The organism is Serratia sp. (in: enterobacteria), from assembly GCF_052400455.1.
Lineage (GTDB): Bacteria > Pseudomonadota > Gammaproteobacteria > Enterobacterales > Enterobacteriaceae > Serratia > Serratia ureilytica.
Genome location: NZ_CP185812.1, coordinates 675,269 through 692,786, shown reverse-complemented (window position 1 = coordinate 692,786; position 17,518 = coordinate 675,269). Strand labels below are relative to the sequence as shown.

The following is a 17,518-nucleotide window of genomic DNA, read 5'->3' as shown; positions in this document are numbered from 1 at the left end:
CGCAGGCGATTTTTCCTAGAATTTGGATTATCATACCTGTCATTTATCTTTGCGCCTAACGACGACGCAAGTAAACGGCTGGATTTAGCACTAGCGCAACGCAGATGAGTAATATAGTCTCTGACCGTTTGCCGGACACGACGCCTCTGATGACGGAACACCAAAACCGCGTATGAAAAAAAGTTTCCCAACACTGCTGGCCACGATGATTTGGACGGCACTCTACAGTCAGCATGCGCTGGCTGATCTGGCCGAGCAATGCATGCTTGGCGTTCCTGTTTACGACAAGCCTTTGGTCAGCGGCGATCCGAACAGCCAGCCGGTGACCATCAATGCCGATGACTCGCGCGCCGACTACCCGAAAAGCGCCCTGTTCAGCGGCAACGTGCATATCGAGCAGGGCAACAGCACCCTGACCGCCAAAGAAGTTGAGCTGAATCAGACGCAAAACCCCGGCCAGACGGAACCGGTGCGTACCGTCACCGCCACCGGCGACGTGCACTACAGCGACAATCAGATCAAACTGAAAGGCCCGAAGGCCTGGTCTAACCTGAATACCAAAGATACCGACGTCTATGAAGGCGACTACCAGATGGTAGGCCGTCAGGGACGCGGCGACGCCGACAAGATGAAAATGCGCGGCGCCAACCGTTACACCATCCTGGAAAACGGCACCTTTACCTCCTGTCTGCCGGGCGACGACAGCTGGAGCGTGGTCGGTTCCGAAGTGATCCACGATCGCGAAGAGCAGGTGGCGGAAATATGGAACGCCCGCTTCCGCATCGGCGGCGTGCCGGTGTTCTACAGCCCGTACCTGCAGCTGCCGGTCGGCGACAAGCGCCGTTCCGGCTTCCTGATCCCGAACGCCAAGTACGGCAGCAACAACGGCTTCGAGTTCATGTTGCCGTACTACTGGAACATCGCGCCGAACTACGACGCCACCATCACCCCGCACTATATGTCCAAGCGCGGCCTGCAGTGGCAGACCGAGTTCCGTTATCTGGTGCAGCCGGGCCTCGGCCTGATGGAGTTCGACTGGCTGCCGGACGACAAGGAATACGGCAAAGATCATGACGACAACAAACGCTGGCTGTTCTACTGGAACCACAACGGCGTTATGGATCAGGTGTGGCGCTTCAACGTCGATTACACCAAGGTCAGCGATTCCAAGTACTTCACCGATCTGGACTCCAAATACGGCTCCACCACCGACGGCTACGCCACGCAGAAATTCAGCCTCGGCTACGCCAACGAAAACTGGAACGCCACGCTGAGCTCCAAGCAGTTCCAGATTTACGACGATACCGATCGCTCACAGTCGGACTCGTATAAAGTCCAGCCGCAGCTGGATCTGAACTACTACAAGAACGACCTCGGTCCGTTCGACTTCCATATTTACGGCCAGGCGGCCAAGTTCACCAGCGTCAACCCATACAGCCCGGACGCCACCCGTCTGCATATGGAACCGACGCTGAGTCTGCCGCTCACCAACGGCTGGGCCAGCCTGAACACCGAAGCCAAAGTGATGGCGACCCATTACCAGCAGGATATTCCTGACGGATTCGCCGCCAACTACCAGAGCCGCAAAAACGCTGCCGCGCCGGAGCTCGATGATTCGGTCAACCGCGTATTGCCGCAGTTCAAAGTCGACGGCAAGCTGGTGTTCGAGCGGCCGATGATCTGGGCCGAAGGCGCCACCCAGACGCTGGAGCCGCGCGTGCAGTACCTGTACGTGCCGTACCGCGACCAGAGCAACATCTACACCTACGACACCACGCTGCTGCAGACCGACTACTCCGGCCTGTTCCGCGATCGCACCTACAGCGGCCTGGATCGCATCGCTTCGCAGAACCGCGTGTCTACCGGTTTGACCACGCGCATTTATGATGACGCGCTGGTTGAACGTTTTAACGCTTCCGTGGGTCAAATCTACTACTTCAGCCGTTCGCGCACCGGCGATCGGGTAACCGGGTACGACAACAACGACGATACCGGCAGCGTGGCCTGGGCCGGCGATACCTATTGGAAAATCGACGATCGTTGGGGCCTGCGCGGCGGCCTGCAGTACGACACCCGCCTGAACAGCGTCTCGCTGGGCAACGGCGTGGTGGAATACCGCCAGGATGCCGAGCGCGTAGTGCAGCTGAACTACCGTTACGCCACGCCGGAATATATCCAGACGGCGTTGAACACCAAAACGGTTCCGGCCTTCCAGGACGGCATCTCGCAGGTGGGTATCACCGGCAGCTGGCCGATCGCCGATCGTTGGGCGGTGGTCGGGGCGTACTACTACGACACCCGCGCCAAACAATCCGCCGATCAGCTGGTGGGGCTGAAGTACAACACCTGCTGCTGGGCGGTGACGCTGGGCTATGAGCGCAAGATCACCGACTGGAACAACAGCAACAATACCAGCGTTTACGACAACAGAGTTTCGTTCAACGTCGAACTGCGCGGCCTGAGCAGCGATCATAGTCTCGGCTCCGCAGAAATGCTGCGCTCCGGCATTCTGCCGTATCAGCGCGCATTCTGACGCTTTGCAACACTTTGAAAACGAGAACTTTCACCCGCATTTGCGGATTACATAATGGGAAATGTATGAAGAACTGGAGAACGCTTATTCTCGGATTGGTGGTTTGCGCCAATGCCGCGTTCGCAGCACCCCAAGAAGTGGATAAAGTCGCCGCCGTCGTGGATAACGGCGTGGTACTCGAAAGCGACGTCAACGGACTGTTGCAGTCGGTGAAGCTCAACGCCCAGCAGGCCGGTCAGCAACTGCCGGACGACAAGACGCTGCGCCATCAGATCATCGAACGCCTGATCATGGATAACATCCAGCTGCAGATGGCCAAGAAAATGGGCATCACCGTCTCCGACGCCGATCTGGACAAAGCGATCGCCAACATCGCCGCGCAGAACCGCATGAGCGTCGATCAGCTGCGCAGCCGCCTGTCTTACGAAGGGCTGAACTACAACACCTACCGCGCGCAGATCCGCAAAGAGATGCTGATCTCCGAAGTGCGCAACAACGAAGTGCGCCGCCGCGTCACCATCCTGCCGCAGGAAGTGGATGCGCTGGCCAAACAGGTGGGCGCGCAGAACGGCAGCGACACCGAAATGAACATCAGCCACATCCTGATCCCGCTGCCGGAGAACCCGTCGCAGCAGCAGGTCGACAAAGCCGAAGAGCTGGCCAAACGCCTGGTGGGCGAGATCAACAGCGGCGCCGACTTCGGCAAGCTGGCGATCACCTACTCCGCCGATTCTCAGGCGCTGAAAGGCGGCAACATGGGCTGGGGCAAGCTGCAAGAGATCCCGACCCTGTTCGCTGAACGTCTGGTGAGCGCCAAGAAAGGCGACGTCGTCGGCCCAATCCGTTCCGGCGTCGGCTTCCACATCCTGAAAGTGAACGACATCCGCGGCGCCAGCCAGTCGGTGTCGGTCACCGAAGTGCACGCCCGTCACATCCTGCTGAAACCTTCGGTGGTGCTGACCGACGACCAGGCGCGCGCCAAACTGCAATCCGTTGCGGAAGCCATCAAGAGCGGCCGCGCCAAATTCGCCGACGAAGCCAAACAGCTGTCGCAGGATCCGGGTTCCGCCATGCAGGGCGGCGATCTGGGCTGGGCTTCCCCGGACATCTACGATCCCGCCTTCCGCGATGCGTTGCTCAAGCTGAGCAAAGGTGAGATCAGCGCGCCGGTGCACTCTTCCTTCGGTTGGCACCTGATTCAGCTGCTGGATACCCGTCAGGTGGATAAGACCGACGCCGCGCAGAAAGATCGCGCTTACCGCATGCTGTTCAACCGTAAGTTCGCCGAAGAGGCGCAGACCTGGATGCAGGAACAGCGCGCCCAGGCTTACGTGAAGATCCTCGATGGCAGCGATGCACAGCAATAAACGCGTCGTCATTACCCCCGGCGAACCCGCCGGGGTGGGGCCGGATTTGGTAGCCGCCCTGGCGCAACAGGATTGGCCTGTTGAGCTGGTGGTGTGCGCCGATCCGGCCCTGTTGCTTGAACGCGCCAAGCGTTTGGGCCTGCCGCTGACGCTGCGCGACTACCAGCCGCAGCAGCCGGCCGAGGCGCAACGCGCCGGCACGCTGACCGTGCTGCCGGTGCCGCTCGCTCAGCCGGTTACCGCCGGTGAACTGAACGTCGGCAACAGCGCCTACGTGGTGGAAACCCTGGCACGCGCCTGCGACGGTTGCCTGAACGGCGAATTCGCTGCGCTGATCACCGGCCCGGTGAACAAGGGCGTGATCAACGACGCCGGCGTGCCGTTTATCGGCCATACCGAATTCTTTGCCGATCGCAGCCGCTGCGATCGCGTGGTGATGATGCTCGCGACCGAAGAGCTGCGCGTGGCGCTGGCGACCACCCACCTGCCGCTGCTGGCGGTGCCGGGCGCCATCACGCAGCAGAGCCTGTTCGAAGTCATTCGCATCCTCGACCACGATCTGAAAACCAAATTTGGCATCGCCCAGCCGCACATTTACGTCTGCGGTCTGAATCCCCACGCCGGGGAAGGCGGCCATATGGGGCGCGAAGAGATAGACACCATCATCCCGGCGCTCGACGCGCTGCGCGCTGACGGTATCCATCTTGTCGGCCCGCTGCCGGCGGACACCCTGTTCCAGCCCAAATATCTGCAAGATGCCGATGCGGTGCTGGCGATGTATCACGATCAGGGGCTGCCGGTGCTAAAATACCAAGGGTTCGGCCGCGCGGTGAATATCACCCTCGGTTTGCCTTTCATACGCACCTCGGTCGACCACGGTACCGCTCTGGAACTGGCCGGCACCGGCACCGCCGATGTCGGCAGTTTCCAAACGGCCCTGAATCTCGCCATTAAAATGATAATTAATTGTAATGAATAACAGAGTCCACCAAGGGCACTTTGCCCGCAAACGCTTTGGACAAAACTTTTTAACCGATCAGTTTGTCATCGATAGCATTGTCTCCGCCATTCACCCGCAGCCGGGCGAAGCGGTGGTCGAGATCGGCCCCGGCCTCGGCGCCTTGACCGAACCGGTCGGCGCGCGCATGGACCGCATGACGGTGATCGAACTGGACCGCGATCTGGCCACTCGGCTGGAGAATCACCCGCAGCTGAAAGACAAGCTGACCATCCGCCAGCAGGACGCCATGACGGTGAATTTCGCCGAACTGGCCGAGGAGGCTGGCCAACCGCTGCGCGTATTTGGTAACCTGCCGTACAATATTTCGACGCCGCTGATGTTCCACCTTTTCAGCTATACTCAGGCAATCCGCGACATGCACTTTATGTTGCAGAAAGAGGTGGTCAACCGTCTGGTCGCCGGCCCTAACAGCAAGGCCTACGGGCGTTTGACCGTGATGGCGCAGTACTACTGCAACGTCATCCCGGTGCTGGAAGTGCCGCCGACCGCGTTCGCGCCGCCGCCGAAGGTCGATTCCGCCGTGGTGCGCCTGGTCCCGCACACCGAGCTGCCGAACCCGGTGGGCGACGTGCGCATGCTGAGCCGCATCACCACGCAGGCGTTCAATCAGCGGCGGAAAACCATCCGCAATAGCCTGGGCGATCTGTTCACGCCGGAGCAGCTGACGGAGCTGGGCGTCGATCCTTCGCTCAGAGCAGAGAATATTTCTGTGGCGCAGTACTGCAAGCTGGCGAACTGGCTGTCAGCCAATCCGGCGCCGCAGCAATAAGGAGTTGTTGTCATGATTGATTCGCCCCGCGTGTGTATTCAGGTTCAGAGCATCTATGTGGAATCACAGTCGATCCCTGAAGAAGAGCGTTACGTCTTCGCCTATACCATTACCATCCGCAATCTGGGGCGGACCAACGTGCAACTGCTGGGCCGTTACTGGCTGATCACCAACAGCAACGGCCGCCAAACCGAAGTCCAGGGCGAAGGCGTGATCGGCGAACAGCCCGTCATTCCGCCCGGTGGAGAGTTTCAGTACACCAGCGGCGCCATTCTGGAAACGCCGCTGGGCACCATGGAAGGCCATTACGAAATGGTTGACCATCAGGGTCAGCCGTTCCGCACCGCTATTCCCGTGTTCCGCTTAGCCATTCCAACGCTGATCCATTAATTATGTCGACATACCTTATCGGCGACGTTCACGGCTGTTTCGATGAACTGAAGTCGCTGCTGGCTCAGGTTGCGTTCGATCCCGAGCGCGATCAACTGTGGCTGACCGGCGATCTGGTGGCGCGCGGCCCCGCCTCGCTGGACGTGCTGCGCTATGTGCGCTCGCTCGGCCCGGCGGTGCGCATGGTGCTGGGCAACCACGATCTGCACCTGCTGGCGGTTTACGCCGGCATCAGCCGCAACAAACCCAAAGATCGCATCACGCCGCTGCTGGAAGCGCCGGACGCCGACGAGCTGATCAACTGGCTGCGCCGCCAACCGGTGCTGCAGGTGGATGATGAGCAAAAACTGGTGATGGCCCACGCCGGCATCACCCCGCAGTGGGACATCGACACCGCGAAAATGTGTGCGCGCGAAGTGGAGGCGGTATTGAGCAGCGACAGCTATCCGCTGTTCCTCGACGCCATGTACGGCGACATGCCGAACAACTGGGCGCCGGAGCTGAGCGGCCTGGCGCGCCTGCGTTTCAGCACCAATGCGCTGACGCGCATGCGCTACTGCTTCCCCAACGGCCAGCTCGACATGATCTGCAAAGATGCGCCGGGCAGCGCGCCGGCGCCGCTGAAACCGTGGTTCGAGCTGCCGCGCCTGGTGGACCCGGAATACACCATCATCTTCGGCCACTGGGCCTCGCTGGAAGGCAAGGGCACGCCGGAGGGCGTGATCGGGCTGGATACCGGCTGCTGCTGGGGCGGCGATCTGACGATGCTGCGCTGGGAAGACCGCCGTTACTTCACGCAGCCCGCCAATCGCGGCGAAGCGCCTGACCACGCCGGCAGATTAGCCGCATCCTGAAACGATAAAGGCGGCCCGGTGGCCGCCTTTGTTCTGTATTGCCGCCTTACGCCCCAATCACTCCGCCATCTTCACGCGTGATCATCAACACCGATGAACGCGGGCGCGGGCTGTTGTTCGGGAAGTGCGAATCGCCTTCTTCTCCGGGATGCTGTACGTTGACGAACATCGTCTTGTAGTCCGGGGTGAAGGTGATGCCGGTCAGTTCGCAGGACTTCGGCCCCACCATGAAACGGCGGATCTCGCCGCTGACCGGATCGCCCACCAGCATCTGGTTGTTGCCCTGCCCGACGTAATCGCCCTTGTTGCTGTACTTGCCGTCGGTGAGGATCCACAGACGGCCGGCGCGATCGAAACCCAGCCCGTCCGGGCTGTTGAAGGTGTTTTCCGCCGTGATGTTCGGCGTGCCGCGGTTGACGCCTTCGGGGTGGGCAATCGGGTTGCCGCACAGCGCATAGATGTCCCAGGCGAAGACGTCGGCGGTGGCGTCGCCGCCCTCGTCCCAGCGAATGATTTGGCCGTAGATATTGTTCGGTCGCGGGTTGGCGGCGTTCAACGGCATCCCTTCCTCGCCGCGCTTGCTGTTGTTAGTCAGCGTGCAGTACGCGCGCCCGTCATGCGGGTTCACCGCGATCCACTCCGGGCGATCCATTTTGGTGGCGCCGACCTGCTGCGCCGCCTTGCGGGCGAAGATCAGCACTTCGGCCTCATCGCGGAAACCGTTCTCCGGCGTCAGGCCGTTCTTGCCGAACTCAAGCGCAATCCAGCGCCCTTTGCCCTTCAGCGGCGTGCCGGCTTCATCGCCGTCGAACTGCGCCACGTACAGCGTCCCCTCGTCCAGCAGCGTGCGATTGTTGGCCGGATTGGCGGCGTCGACCACGCCTTTGGAGACGTACTTATAGATATGTTCGCCGCGCTCGTCGTCGCCCATATACACCACCAGACGGCCGTCTTTGGCCACGGTCACCGCCGCGTTTTCATGTTTGAAACGGCCGAGCGCGGTGTGCTTGATGGGCGTCGAGGTCGGATTCAACGGATCGATCTCGACAATCCAGCCGTGACGGTTGAATTCGTTGGGATTCTTCGCCACATCAAAACGCTCGTCATAGTCCGGCCAGTTGCGTTCCGGTTCGCTGGCCTTCAGCGTGTAGCGCTTCTGTTCCGGCGTGGTTCGATAATCGGCCTGACGGGTGCCGAAATAGGTGTCGAAGTTTTCCTCGCAGGTCAGGTAGGTACCCCACGGCGTCTTGCCGTTGGCGCAGTTGCCGAAGGTGCCCAGCACCTTGCGGCCGCTCGGATCGGCGGCGGTCTGCAACAGCGGATGTCCGGCGGCCGGGCCGCTGAATTGCATCTCGCTGTTGGCGGTGATGCGGCGGTTATAGCGCGACGGGCGCTCCACCTCCCAGCGCTGGCCGTCGCCGACCCGCTTGACCGCGACAATGGAGACGCCGTGCGCCGCCTGCGATTTGCGCACCTCTTCCAGGCTGGTGGCCTTGGCGCCGCCGTGGGCGAACAGGTACTGCTCGTTAACGTATTCGTTATTGATGGCCATCACGCCGTGATTGTCATCGATAGGGAAAAAGCTCATGCCATCGTTGTTGTCGCCAAACTGTTTTTCCTGATCGGCGGCGCTGTTGTTGCCCTGCGGATCGAAGGCCGGCGCGCCGTCCACCAGCGGCTCGCCCCAGGAGATCAGTACCTCGGCGCGGTAGCCTGGCGCTATCGTCACTTCATCGGCGGTAGACGCGGCGATGCCCCGGAAGCCCAGCAGCGTGTTCGGCGGCAGATCCTCGGCTAACGCCTCGGCGGAGACCGACCAGATGCCACCGCCGAGAAAACCGGCCAGGCCGACGGCGCCGGCGCTGCCGAGCAGCAGCTTGCGGCGAGTGGGATCGATCAGGCGGTCGGCGTCTAATTGCTCAATTTGCTTGGTCATAACGTGGTTACCTTTTTAGTTATGGCGCCGCGGTCAAGATTCACCAGAGTTGCCGTGGCGCTCGGAGTTGGGCTTCATACTAATCAGGTAATGTGACGGAAAGGTTACGAATGACCGGCGCAAAAAGACCGGGGGCGCAATTGCTTGCGCCCCCGGGGATGACTGGCTAACGCGCTGAGATCAGCGGCGCTGCAGGATTTCGAAGCAGTAGCTGTGCGAGTTCAGATCGTCGGCGTCGTGGAATTCGCTGAACGTGGTTTCCCACTCGTCCGGCTCGTAATCCGGGAAGTGAGTATCGCCGCCGACTTCGGCGTCGATGTGTGTCAGGTACAGGCGATCGGCGCGCGGCAGCAACTGGGTATAAATGCGCCCACCGCCGATCACCATTACTTCTTCCACCTCACCCGCGGCGGCCAGCGCCTCATCCAGCGAGGTCACCCAGGTCACCCCGGCGGCATTGCCCGGGCGGCTGCTCAAAACGATATTGTGACGGCCCGGCAGCGGGCGGCCGATGGACTCGAAGGTCTTGCGGCCCATAATAACCGGCTTATTCAACGTGTTGCGTTTAAACCACGCAAGGTCCGCCGGCAGGTGCCACGGCATGGCGTTTTCCATGCCAATAACGCGATCCGCCGCCAAGGCAGCGATCAGGCTGATAATCATTGTTTAACCCTGTGTAGGCAGCAAAATTGGTGACACTATACGTAAAGGCCTGAGTGCCGTCGATAGGCTAATCAAGCAAGATGAATATATAAGATAGCTCTTATCAGCATATCTAATAACCAACGTTCTTTTGCCGGGGAATTTCACACGCCGGGGCGTTTGCGGTACAACCACAGGCCCGGTAACGACAGGCCGATCGACAACGCGCCGACGATGAAACTGGCCTTGAGGAAGTTGGTGATCATGGTCTCCATCAAAGCCTCGCTGTAGCCCAGATGCGAGATCTCCACCACAGTTATCATCGCGGTATAGGCGGAAATGCCGGGGAACATCGGGATCACCGCCGCCACGGTGAACACCTTCGGATGCGCCAACAGCCAGCGCGACCAATAGATACCGATGATGCCGATCAGGATCGCCGCCAGCAGCGACGCCCACTCGATGTTCATGCCCACGTGCATCATCAGCATGCGCGAGCCGCGCCCGATTGCCCCAAGCAACGCGCAATAGCGCAGCGCGCGCAGCGGCACGTTGAACACCATGGCGAAGCCCAGCGCCGGCACCGCCGCCAACAGCATCTCCTGCAACAATGCCCACAGCAGACTCATGACCACCCCCGCAGATCCCACAGCGACATCGCCATCACCACGCCGATACAGGTCGCCAGCGTCAACAGGCTGGCCATCGCCCAGCGCGCCAGCCCGGTGTTGACGTGCCCCTTGAACATGTCGGCCACCGCGTTGATCAGCGGGAAGCCCGGCACCAGCAGCAGCACGCTGGCGGCCATCGCCACGCTCGAGGTCTCTTTAAACACCGGCAGGCGCAGCAGCAGCCCGGATATCGACGTCGCGACAAACGCCGTCAGGCAAAAATTGATCAGCGGATTCATATGGCGGGCGGTGAGGATCTGGCGCACCAGCATCGCCGCGCCGCTGGCGATAAAAGTCACCAGGAAGGCGTCACCGCCGCCGCCGTTGAGCATGCTGAAACACCCGCAGGACAACCCCACCATCAGCACCACCAGCCAGCGCGGATAGCGCAGCGGCCGGATCTTTTCGAAGCGCCGCGCCACGTCGTGCGTATCCGCCAGGTGATGCTCGGCGAGGATCACGATATGCTGCACTTCCGTCACCACCTGCATATTGATGCCGCGATCGACATTCTTGCGGGTCGTAGTCAGGCAGGCGCCGTGGCTGAGGGTGGTCAACACCACCGCATTGGCGGAGATTGAACTTTCCACGCTGTCCATCCCCAGCGCCAACCCCAGGCGGGTGGACAACTGCTCAACCACCGTGCTCTCGGCGCCGTGCTGCAACAGCAGCAGCGCGCATTGAATGCACAAGCGGGTGATTTCACGCTGTTGCCGGTGCGGTTCCGGCCTGTCTGTGGCGGTAGTCTGCTGCATGGTGCTCCGTCGCTGGCGATAGATGAATTATTATCATAGAGCCTAACAATACCTCATTGGGTTGATGCGCATCAGAGGAAGCGGCGTTATTATCGCCAACATGCTGCCTTTTGCGCGAGACGCCTCCCATGCTTGAAACGTCACTGTTCGTCGCCGGCATTGCCGCCCTCGGCATGCTTTCCCCCGGCCCGGATTTTTTCCTGGTGATCAAAAACGCCGCCCGCTACCCGCGTCTGGCCGCCATGATGACCGCCTTCGGCGTGATCTGCGGCGTCGCCACCCACATGTCCTACTGCGTCGCCGGGCTGGCGGTGGTGATCACCACCACGCCGTGGCTGTTCAACCTGCTGAAATACGCCGGGGCGGTCTATCTGGTGTGGATCGGCATCCAGGCGCTGCTGTCGCGCGGCGGCGGCAAAATGAACGTCAGCAATCTGCCGCAGCAACAGGTCAGCCTGAAGAGCGCCTTTGCGCAAGGCTACCTGTGCAACCTGCTGAACCCGAAAGCCACCCTGTTCTTCCTGGCGGTCTTCACCCAGGTGTTGCAGATCGATTCCGGTCTGGGTGACAAGCTGTGGTACGCGGGGATTATTCTCGGCCTGTCGGTCATCTGGTGGCCGCTGCTGGTGTTTTTGATCCAGAGCGGGCCGGTGCGCCGCGGGCTGGAAAAGACGCAGAAGATCGTCGACAAATTGCTGGGCGGCATGTTGATCGCCTTAGGCATCAAGGTCGCGCTGAGCTAAGCAAAAAAGGGGCGCCATCACGGCGCCCCTCCCCTTATCCTTTGGCTTCCACCACTTCGTCTTCCGGCGCCTTGCCGTCGATACTGCCGCGCCAGCCGGTCTGCTGCACCCGCGCCAGCCGATTCTGATCCTGCTCGATGGCCGCGCTGAGCATCTCCTTGGCCCGCTGCAGGCTGGCGATACGGAATTCAGTATCCTGGTAATTATCCAGCGTATCTTCCAGCATCTTCAGGTTATAGCGGCGGAAAGTGTCCGCTTTCTCGCGCGCCTCATAGGCGTCCAGCCCCAGCAGCTCCAGCGTTTCACGGCCGACGCGCAGCGAGCTTTCGAAGGTTTCGCGCTCCGGTTTTTCCACCCCCAGCTGCCGCAACTGATACCAATGATCGACGTCGCGCGCCCGCGCCACCACTTTCAGATGCGGGAAGTGCTGCCTGGCCAGCTCGGTTAATGCCAGGCTGTCCTCCACATCGTCGATGGCGTTGATCAGCACCTTGGCGTGAGCGGCGCCGGCCGCCTCCAGCAGATCGGCGCGCGTGGCGTCGCCGTAGAACACCTTGGTGTCAAATTTACGCAGCGTTTCGATATGGTCCGGATCGTGATCCAATACCACGGTGTGCACGCCGTTGGCCAACAGTAAACGACCGGCGATCTGGCCGAAACGGCCGAAGCCGGCGATGATCACGCTGGCGTTCTCGTCATCAATGACGTCAGCCGGGCGATCCTCTTTCGGCGCATTTTTTTCCAGCTGCGCGGCGATCACCAACAGCAGCGGGGTGGCCGCCATCGACAGCGCCACCGCCAGCGTCAGCGACTTGGCCCATTCAACCGGCAAGACGCCGGCCAGCTGCGCGGCGCTGAAGATCACGAAGGCGAACTCACTACCCTGCCCCAGCAGAATGGCGAACAGGCCGCGCTGGCGCTTCGGCACCCCGAGCAGCGGGCCGATCAGCCACAGCAACGCCGCCTTGATCAGCATAAAGCCCAGCAGCAACGAGGCGATCAGCAACGGATGATGGAACAGCGTGCCGAAGTCGATCGACATGCCGACGCCGATGAAAAACAGCCCCAGCAGCAACCCTTTGAACGGCTGAATATCGCTCTCCAGCGCGTGGCGGTATTCCGAGCTCGCCAACAGCACCCCGGCGAGGAACGCCCCCATCGCCATCGACAACCCGGCCATCTCCAGCAGGATGCCAAAGCCGAACACCAGGAACAGCGCCACGGCGCTGAACACCTCGCGCATGCCCGAACGGGCGACGAAGTGCAGCAGCGGGCGGGTGACGTAGCGGCCAAGCAGCACCACCATCGTCAACGCGCCCACCACTTTGGCCGCCGACAGTACGAAAGCGCCCAGCGTCGTGGTGGCGCCGCTGCTGGCCAGCAGCGGGATCATCGCCACCAGCGGGATCGCCGCGATATCCTGGAACAGCAGCACCGCAAACGCGCTGCGGCCGATCGGCGACGGCGTCAAATTGCGTTCGCTCATCGCCTGCATGGCGATGGCGGTCGATGAGAGCGCCAGCGTCAAACCGATCAGCAGCGCCACCTTCCAGTTGAGGCCGAGGAAGTAGCAGAAGGCGCTCAGCGCCAGGCCGCAGCCCACCATCTGAATGCTGCCGCCGCCGAACACCGAGGCGCGCAGCGTCCACAGCCGTTTGGGATCCAGCTCCAGGCCGATGATAAACAGCATCAGTACCACGCCGATCTCGGCGAAGGTCAGGATAGACTCGGCATCCGACACCAGCTTCAGCCCCCAGGGGCCGATAATGCAGCCGGCGATCAGGTAACCGAGCACCGACCCCAGCCCCAGGCGCACCGCAATCGGCACGAACAGCGCGGCGGAACCGAGATAGATCAGCCCCTCGATCATCATGTGATGGTTATCCATGGCTGGCCTCCCGGGTTTCCGCTTCGGCATGTTCCATCAGGTAGTCGACTAACCGCTGCCGGTAGGCTTCGCCGGCGGCGATCAGCGCCGGTTCGTTGCAGGTAAAGGTGTTGTGCAGGGCGAAGTACGGCTGCCAGTTCATGCCGCAATAAATCGCCGTGGCCTGCAGCGGCTGCGCCAGCGCGGCGAAGTTGGGAAAATCGCCCAGTTCGAAATGGTGCTCGTCACCGCCGCTGGTCACCGCCCACAGGCAGTCTTTGCCCACCAGCGCGTTGCCGTCGTGGCCATAGGCCCAGCCGTGCTCCAGCACTTTGTCGATCCACAGCTTCAGCAGCGGCGGGAAGCTGTACCACTGCATCGGATGCTGCAGCACCACCATATCGGCGCGCTCCAGCGCCTGTTGCTCGGCGTTGATATCGATATTGAAATCGGGGTACAGCTCATACAGCGAGCGCACCTCCACCTCGGGAAGATCCCTCACCGCCTGCAGCAGGCGGTGATTGGCATGCGAATGCCGGGGATACGGGTGAGCATAAATTATCAGAATCATTGTTATCGTCGTTCCTTCGTTCCTTGCCAATACACCAAGCATATACCAATCACACAGAGTGACAGTTTGCCCACTGATTGATAGCGGAAATTTTTAACGCCAGCCTACAAATTCACTGAATAAAAAAGGGCGCTGCATCTGCAGCGCCCTGGCGTAGCGTTCTCGCGCGGTTACTTACCAATACGCGCGTGCATTTCCTGCACCGATGTAACCTGCTCGGTCGGATCCGCTTTCAGCGCCATCGCGGTGGCGAAGCCGCCGTTCAGCGTGGTGTCGTAGTGCACCTTGTACTGCAGGGCGCTGCGGCGAATCAGCTTGGAGTCCTCAATCGCCTGACGGCCTGCCGTGGTGTTGACGATGTAGGTGTACTCGCCGTTCTTGATACGGTCCTGAATGTGCGGACGCCCTTCGTGCACCTTGTTGACCAGGCGCGGGTTGATGCCCGCTTCGCCCAGCACCACCGCGGTGCCGTGGGTCGCGTCCAGCTCAAAGCCCTGCTTCAGCAGGCTGGCGGCCAAATCGACCACGCGAGCCTTGTCGCCTTCGCGCACCGACAGCAGCGCGCGGCCCTGTTTCTTCATGCCCGAGTTGCTGCCCAGCATCGCTTTGGAGAAAGCTTCCGCGAAGGTGCGGCCCACGCCCATCACTTCCCCGGTAGAGCGCATTTCCGGCCCCAAAATCGGGTCGACGCCCGGGAATTTGTTGAACGGCAGCACCACTTCTTTCACCGAGTAGTACGGCGGGATGATCTCTTCGGTCACGCCCTGTTCAACCAGCGTTTTGCCCGCCATCACGCGCGCGGCCACTTTGGCCAGCGGCACGCCGGTCGCTTTGGAGACGAACGGCACGGTACGCGCGGCGCGCGGGTTAACTTCAATCAGGTAAACTTCGTTGTCCTTCACCGCGAACTGCACGTTCATCAGGCCGCGCACCTGCAGCTCGAACGCCAGTTTCTCCACCTGGCGACGCATCACGTCCTGAATTTCCTGGCTCAGGGTGTACGCCGGCAGCGAACACGCGGAGTCGCCGGAGTGCACGCCCGCCTGCTCGATGTGCTCCATGATGCCGCCAATCAGCACGCGCTCGCCGTCGCAGATAGCATCGACGTCCACCTCCACCGCGTCGTCCAGGAAGCGGTCCAGCAACACCGGCGCATCGTTGGACACGCTGACCGCGGTCTGGAAGTAGCGGCGCAGGTCGGTTTCGTCATAGACGATTTCCATCGCCCGGCCGCCCAGCACGTAGGAAGGACGCACCACCAGCGGATAACCGATGCCCGCCGCCTTCTCGACCGCCTGCTCGATGGCGGTGACGGTGGCGTTGGCCGGCTGCTTCAAGCCCAGGCGGTTGACCGCCTGCTGGAAGCGTTCGCGGTCTTCGGCACGGTCGATGGCGTCCGGGCTGGTGCCGATGATCGGCACGCCTGCGGCTTCCAGCTCGCGCGCCAGCTTCAGCGGGGTCTGGCCGCCGTACTGCACGATAACGCCTTTCGGTTTCTCGATGCGCACGATTTCCAGCACGTCTTCCAGGGTCACCGGCTCAAAGTACAGGCGGTCCGAGGTGTCGTAGTCGGTGGAGACGGTTTCCGGGTTGCAGTTGACCATGATGGTCTCGTAGCCGTCTTCACGCAGCGCCAGCGAAGCGTGCACGCAGCAGTAGTCGAACTCGATGCCCTGGCCGATACGGTTCGGCCCGCCGCCCAGCACCATCACTTTCGGCCGGTCGTTGGTCGGGTTGGACTCGCACTCTTCTTCATAGGTGGAGTACATGTAGGCGGTGTCGGTAGCGAATTCCGCCGCGCAGGTGTCCACGCGCTTGTACACCGGGTGCAGGCCGTAGCTGTGGCGCAGCTTGCGAATTTCGCTCTCGGCGACGCCGGCCAGCTTGGCCAGACGCGCATCGGCGAAGCCCTTGCGCTTCAACGTGCGCAGGAAGTCTTTGTCCAGGCCGTTGATGCCCGCTTCTGCCACCTGCTCTTCCAGGCGCACCAGCTCTTCAATCTGCACCAGGAACCAGCGATCGACGTTGGTCAGGTTGAAAACGCCGTCGACCGACAGACCGGCGCGGAAGGCGTCGGCGATGTACCAGATGCGGTCGGAACCGGCGTCTTTCAGCTCGCGGCGGATTTTGGTCAGCGCTTCCGGATCGTCCAGGCTCACTTTCGGATCGAAGCCGGTGGCGCCCACTTCCAGACCGCGCAGCGCTTTCTGCAGCGACTCCTGCTGAGTGCGGCCGATGGCCATCACTTCGCCGACCGACTTCATCTGGGTAGTCAGGCGATCGTTGGCGCCGGCGAACTTCTCGAAGTTGAAGCGCGGGATCTTGGTCACGACGTAGTCGATGGACGGCTCGAACGACGCCGGGGTGCGGCCGCCGGTGATGTCGTTCATCAGCTCATCGAGGGTATAGCCCACCGCCAGTTTGGCGGCGATCTTGGCGATCGGGAAGCCGGTGGCTTTCGACGCCAGCGCCGAAGAGCGCGACACGCGCGGGTTCATCTCGATGACGATCAGGCGGCCGGTTTTCGGGTTAACCGAGAACTGCACGTTGGAGCCGCCGGTTTCAACACCGATCTCACGCAGCACCGCCATCGAGGCGTTGCGCATGATTTGGTATTCCTTGTCGGTCAGGGTCTGGGCCGGCGCAACGGTGATCGAGTCGCCGGTGTGGATGCCCATGGCGTCGAAGTTTTCGATGGAGCAAACGATGATGCAGTTGTCGTTCTTATCACGCACCACTTCCATCTCGTACTCTTTCCAACCGATCAGCGATTCGTCGATCAGCAGCTCGTTGGTCGGCGACAGGTCCAGACCGCGTTCGCAGATCTCTTCGAACTCTTCGCGGTTGTAGGCGATGCCGCCGCCGGTGCCGCCCATGGTAAAGGAAGGACGGATGATGCACGGGAAGCCGACGTCAGCGGCTACCGCCAGCGCTTCTTCCATGGTGTGCGCGATGCCGGAACGCGCGGTATCCAAACCGATTTTCTTCATCGCCACGTCGAAACGGCGGCGGTCTTCGGCCTTGTCGATGGCATCGGCGGTCGCGCCGATCATGGTGACACCGAACTCGGCCAGCACGCCCTGACGCTCCAGCTCCAGCGCGCAGTTCAGCGCCGTCTGGCCGCCCATGGTCGGCAGAACCGCATCCGGACGCTCTTTTTCGATGATCTTGCGCACCACTTCCCAGTGGATCGGCTCAATGTAGGTCGCATCGGCCATTTCCGGGTCGGTCATGATGGTCGCCGGGTTGGAGTTGACCAGAATGACGCGGTAGCCCTCTTCGCGCAGCGCTTTACACGCCTGGGCGCCCGAGTAGTCGAACTCACACGCCTGGCCGATAACAATCGGGCCAGCGCCGAGGATCAGGATGCTTTTTATGTCTGTACGTTTTGGCATTTTT

14 protein-coding genes are annotated in these 17,518 nt (G+C 61.4%); 7 read left to right on the top strand and 7 right to left on the bottom strand.

Going from position 1 to position 17,518, the window contains the following annotated elements:
• Positions 1-172: 172 nt before the first annotated feature.
• From lptD to apaH, 6 genes are all read left to right on the top strand, one after another.
• Positions 173-2,533: an LPS assembly protein LptD gene (gene lptD / locus ACORQT_RS03250; protein ID WP_021505352.1), complete on the top strand. Its 2,361-nt coding sequence runs from the start codon at positions 173-175 to the stop codon at positions 2,531-2,533.
• A 65-nt stretch (positions 2,534-2,598) separates the two neighbouring features.
• Entirely contained in the window at positions 2,599-3,900 is a 1,302-nt protein-coding gene (gene surA / locus ACORQT_RS03245; protein ID WP_033641834.1) for a peptidylprolyl isomerase SurA, read from the top strand.
• Entirely contained in the window at positions 3,878-4,879 is a 1,002-nt protein-coding gene (gene pdxA, locus ACORQT_RS03240; protein ID WP_370632599.1) for a 4-hydroxythreonine-4-phosphate dehydrogenase PdxA, read from the top strand. Before surA ends, pdxA begins: the two co-directional genes overlap by 23 nt.
• Complete coding sequence (gene rsmA, locus ACORQT_RS03235; protein WP_033641833.1) at positions 4,872-5,690, top strand: 16S rRNA (adenine(1518)-N(6)/adenine(1519)-N(6))-dimethyltransferase RsmA; 819 nt, start codon at positions 4,872-4,874, stop codon at positions 5,688-5,690. Before pdxA ends, rsmA begins: the two co-directional genes overlap by 8 nt.
• A 12-nt stretch (positions 5,691-5,702) precedes the next feature.
• Positions 5,703-6,080 carry a Co2+/Mg2+ efflux protein ApaG gene (gene apaG, locus ACORQT_RS03230; RefSeq protein ID WP_015376624.1) on the top strand — a complete coding sequence of 126 codons (378 nt, stop codon included), beginning with the start codon at positions 5,703-5,705 and terminating at the stop codon, positions 6,078-6,080.
• Between the two features lie 2 nt (positions 6,081-6,082).
• The gene (gene apaH, locus ACORQT_RS03225; protein ID WP_033641832.1) at positions 6,083-6,934 is read left to right on the top strand and encodes a bis(5'-nucleosyl)-tetraphosphatase (symmetrical) ApaH; all 852 of its coding nucleotides are present in this window, start codon (positions 6,083-6,085) and stop codon (positions 6,932-6,934) included.
• A 46-nt stretch (positions 6,935-6,980) separates the two neighbouring features.
• Here the strand turns inward: apaH and ACORQT_RS03220 are convergent, their stop codons facing one another.
• From ACORQT_RS03220 to ACORQT_RS03205, 4 genes are all read right to left on the bottom strand, one after another.
• Positions 6,981-8,870, bottom strand: a complete 1,890-nt coding sequence (locus tag ACORQT_RS03220; RefSeq protein WP_042783673.1) for a PhoX family protein — start codon at positions 8,868-8,870, stop codon at positions 6,981-6,983.
• Positions 8,871-9,050: 180 nt separating this feature from the next.
• Positions 9,051-9,533 (bottom strand): type 3 dihydrofolate reductase, encoded by a 483-nt coding sequence (gene folA, locus ACORQT_RS03215; protein WP_033637073.1) that lies wholly within the window; start codon positions 9,531-9,533, stop codon positions 9,051-9,053.
• Positions 9,534-9,676: 143 nt separating this feature from the next.
• Positions 9,677-10,141: a threonine/serine exporter gene (locus ACORQT_RS03210; RefSeq protein WP_033651687.1), complete on the bottom strand. Its 465-nt coding sequence runs from the start codon at positions 10,139-10,141 to the stop codon at positions 9,677-9,679.
• Entirely contained in the window at positions 10,138-10,938 is an 801-nt protein-coding gene (locus ACORQT_RS03205) for a threonine/serine ThrE exporter family protein (protein ID WP_033641829.1), read from the bottom strand. The genes ACORQT_RS03210 and ACORQT_RS03205 overlap by 4 nt, the downstream gene beginning before the upstream one ends.
• A gap of 128 nt (positions 10,939-11,066) precedes the next feature.
• Between ACORQT_RS03205 and ACORQT_RS03200 the strand changes: the two genes are divergently transcribed.
• Positions 11,067-11,681 carry a LysE family translocator gene (locus tag ACORQT_RS03200; RefSeq protein ID WP_015376619.1) on the top strand — a complete coding sequence of 205 codons (615 nt, stop codon included), beginning with the start codon at positions 11,067-11,069 and terminating at the stop codon, positions 11,679-11,681.
• Positions 11,682-11,715: 34 nt separating this feature from the next.
• Here ACORQT_RS03200 and kefC read toward each other — a convergent pair whose 3' ends face one another.
• The 3 genes from kefC to carB all read right to left on the bottom strand — a co-directional run bounded on the left by kefC (position 11,716) and on the right by carB (position 17,514).
• Positions 11,716-13,569: a glutathione-regulated potassium-efflux system protein KefC gene (kefC, locus tag ACORQT_RS03195; RefSeq protein WP_033651689.1), complete on the bottom strand. Its 1,854-nt coding sequence runs from the start codon at positions 13,567-13,569 to the stop codon at positions 11,716-11,718.
• A complete protein-coding gene (kefF, locus tag ACORQT_RS03190; RefSeq protein WP_033641826.1) occupies positions 13,562-14,119 on the bottom strand; it encodes a glutathione-regulated potassium-efflux system oxidoreductase KefF in 558 nt (185 codons plus the stop codon). Before kefF ends, kefC begins: the two co-directional genes overlap by 8 nt.
• 170 nt (positions 14,120-14,289) lie before the next feature.
• Complete coding sequence (carB, locus tag ACORQT_RS03185; protein ID WP_147838136.1) at positions 14,290-17,514, bottom strand: carbamoyl-phosphate synthase large subunit; 3,225 nt, start codon at positions 17,512-17,514, stop codon at positions 14,290-14,292.
• Positions 17,515-17,518: the final 4 nt, after the last annotated feature.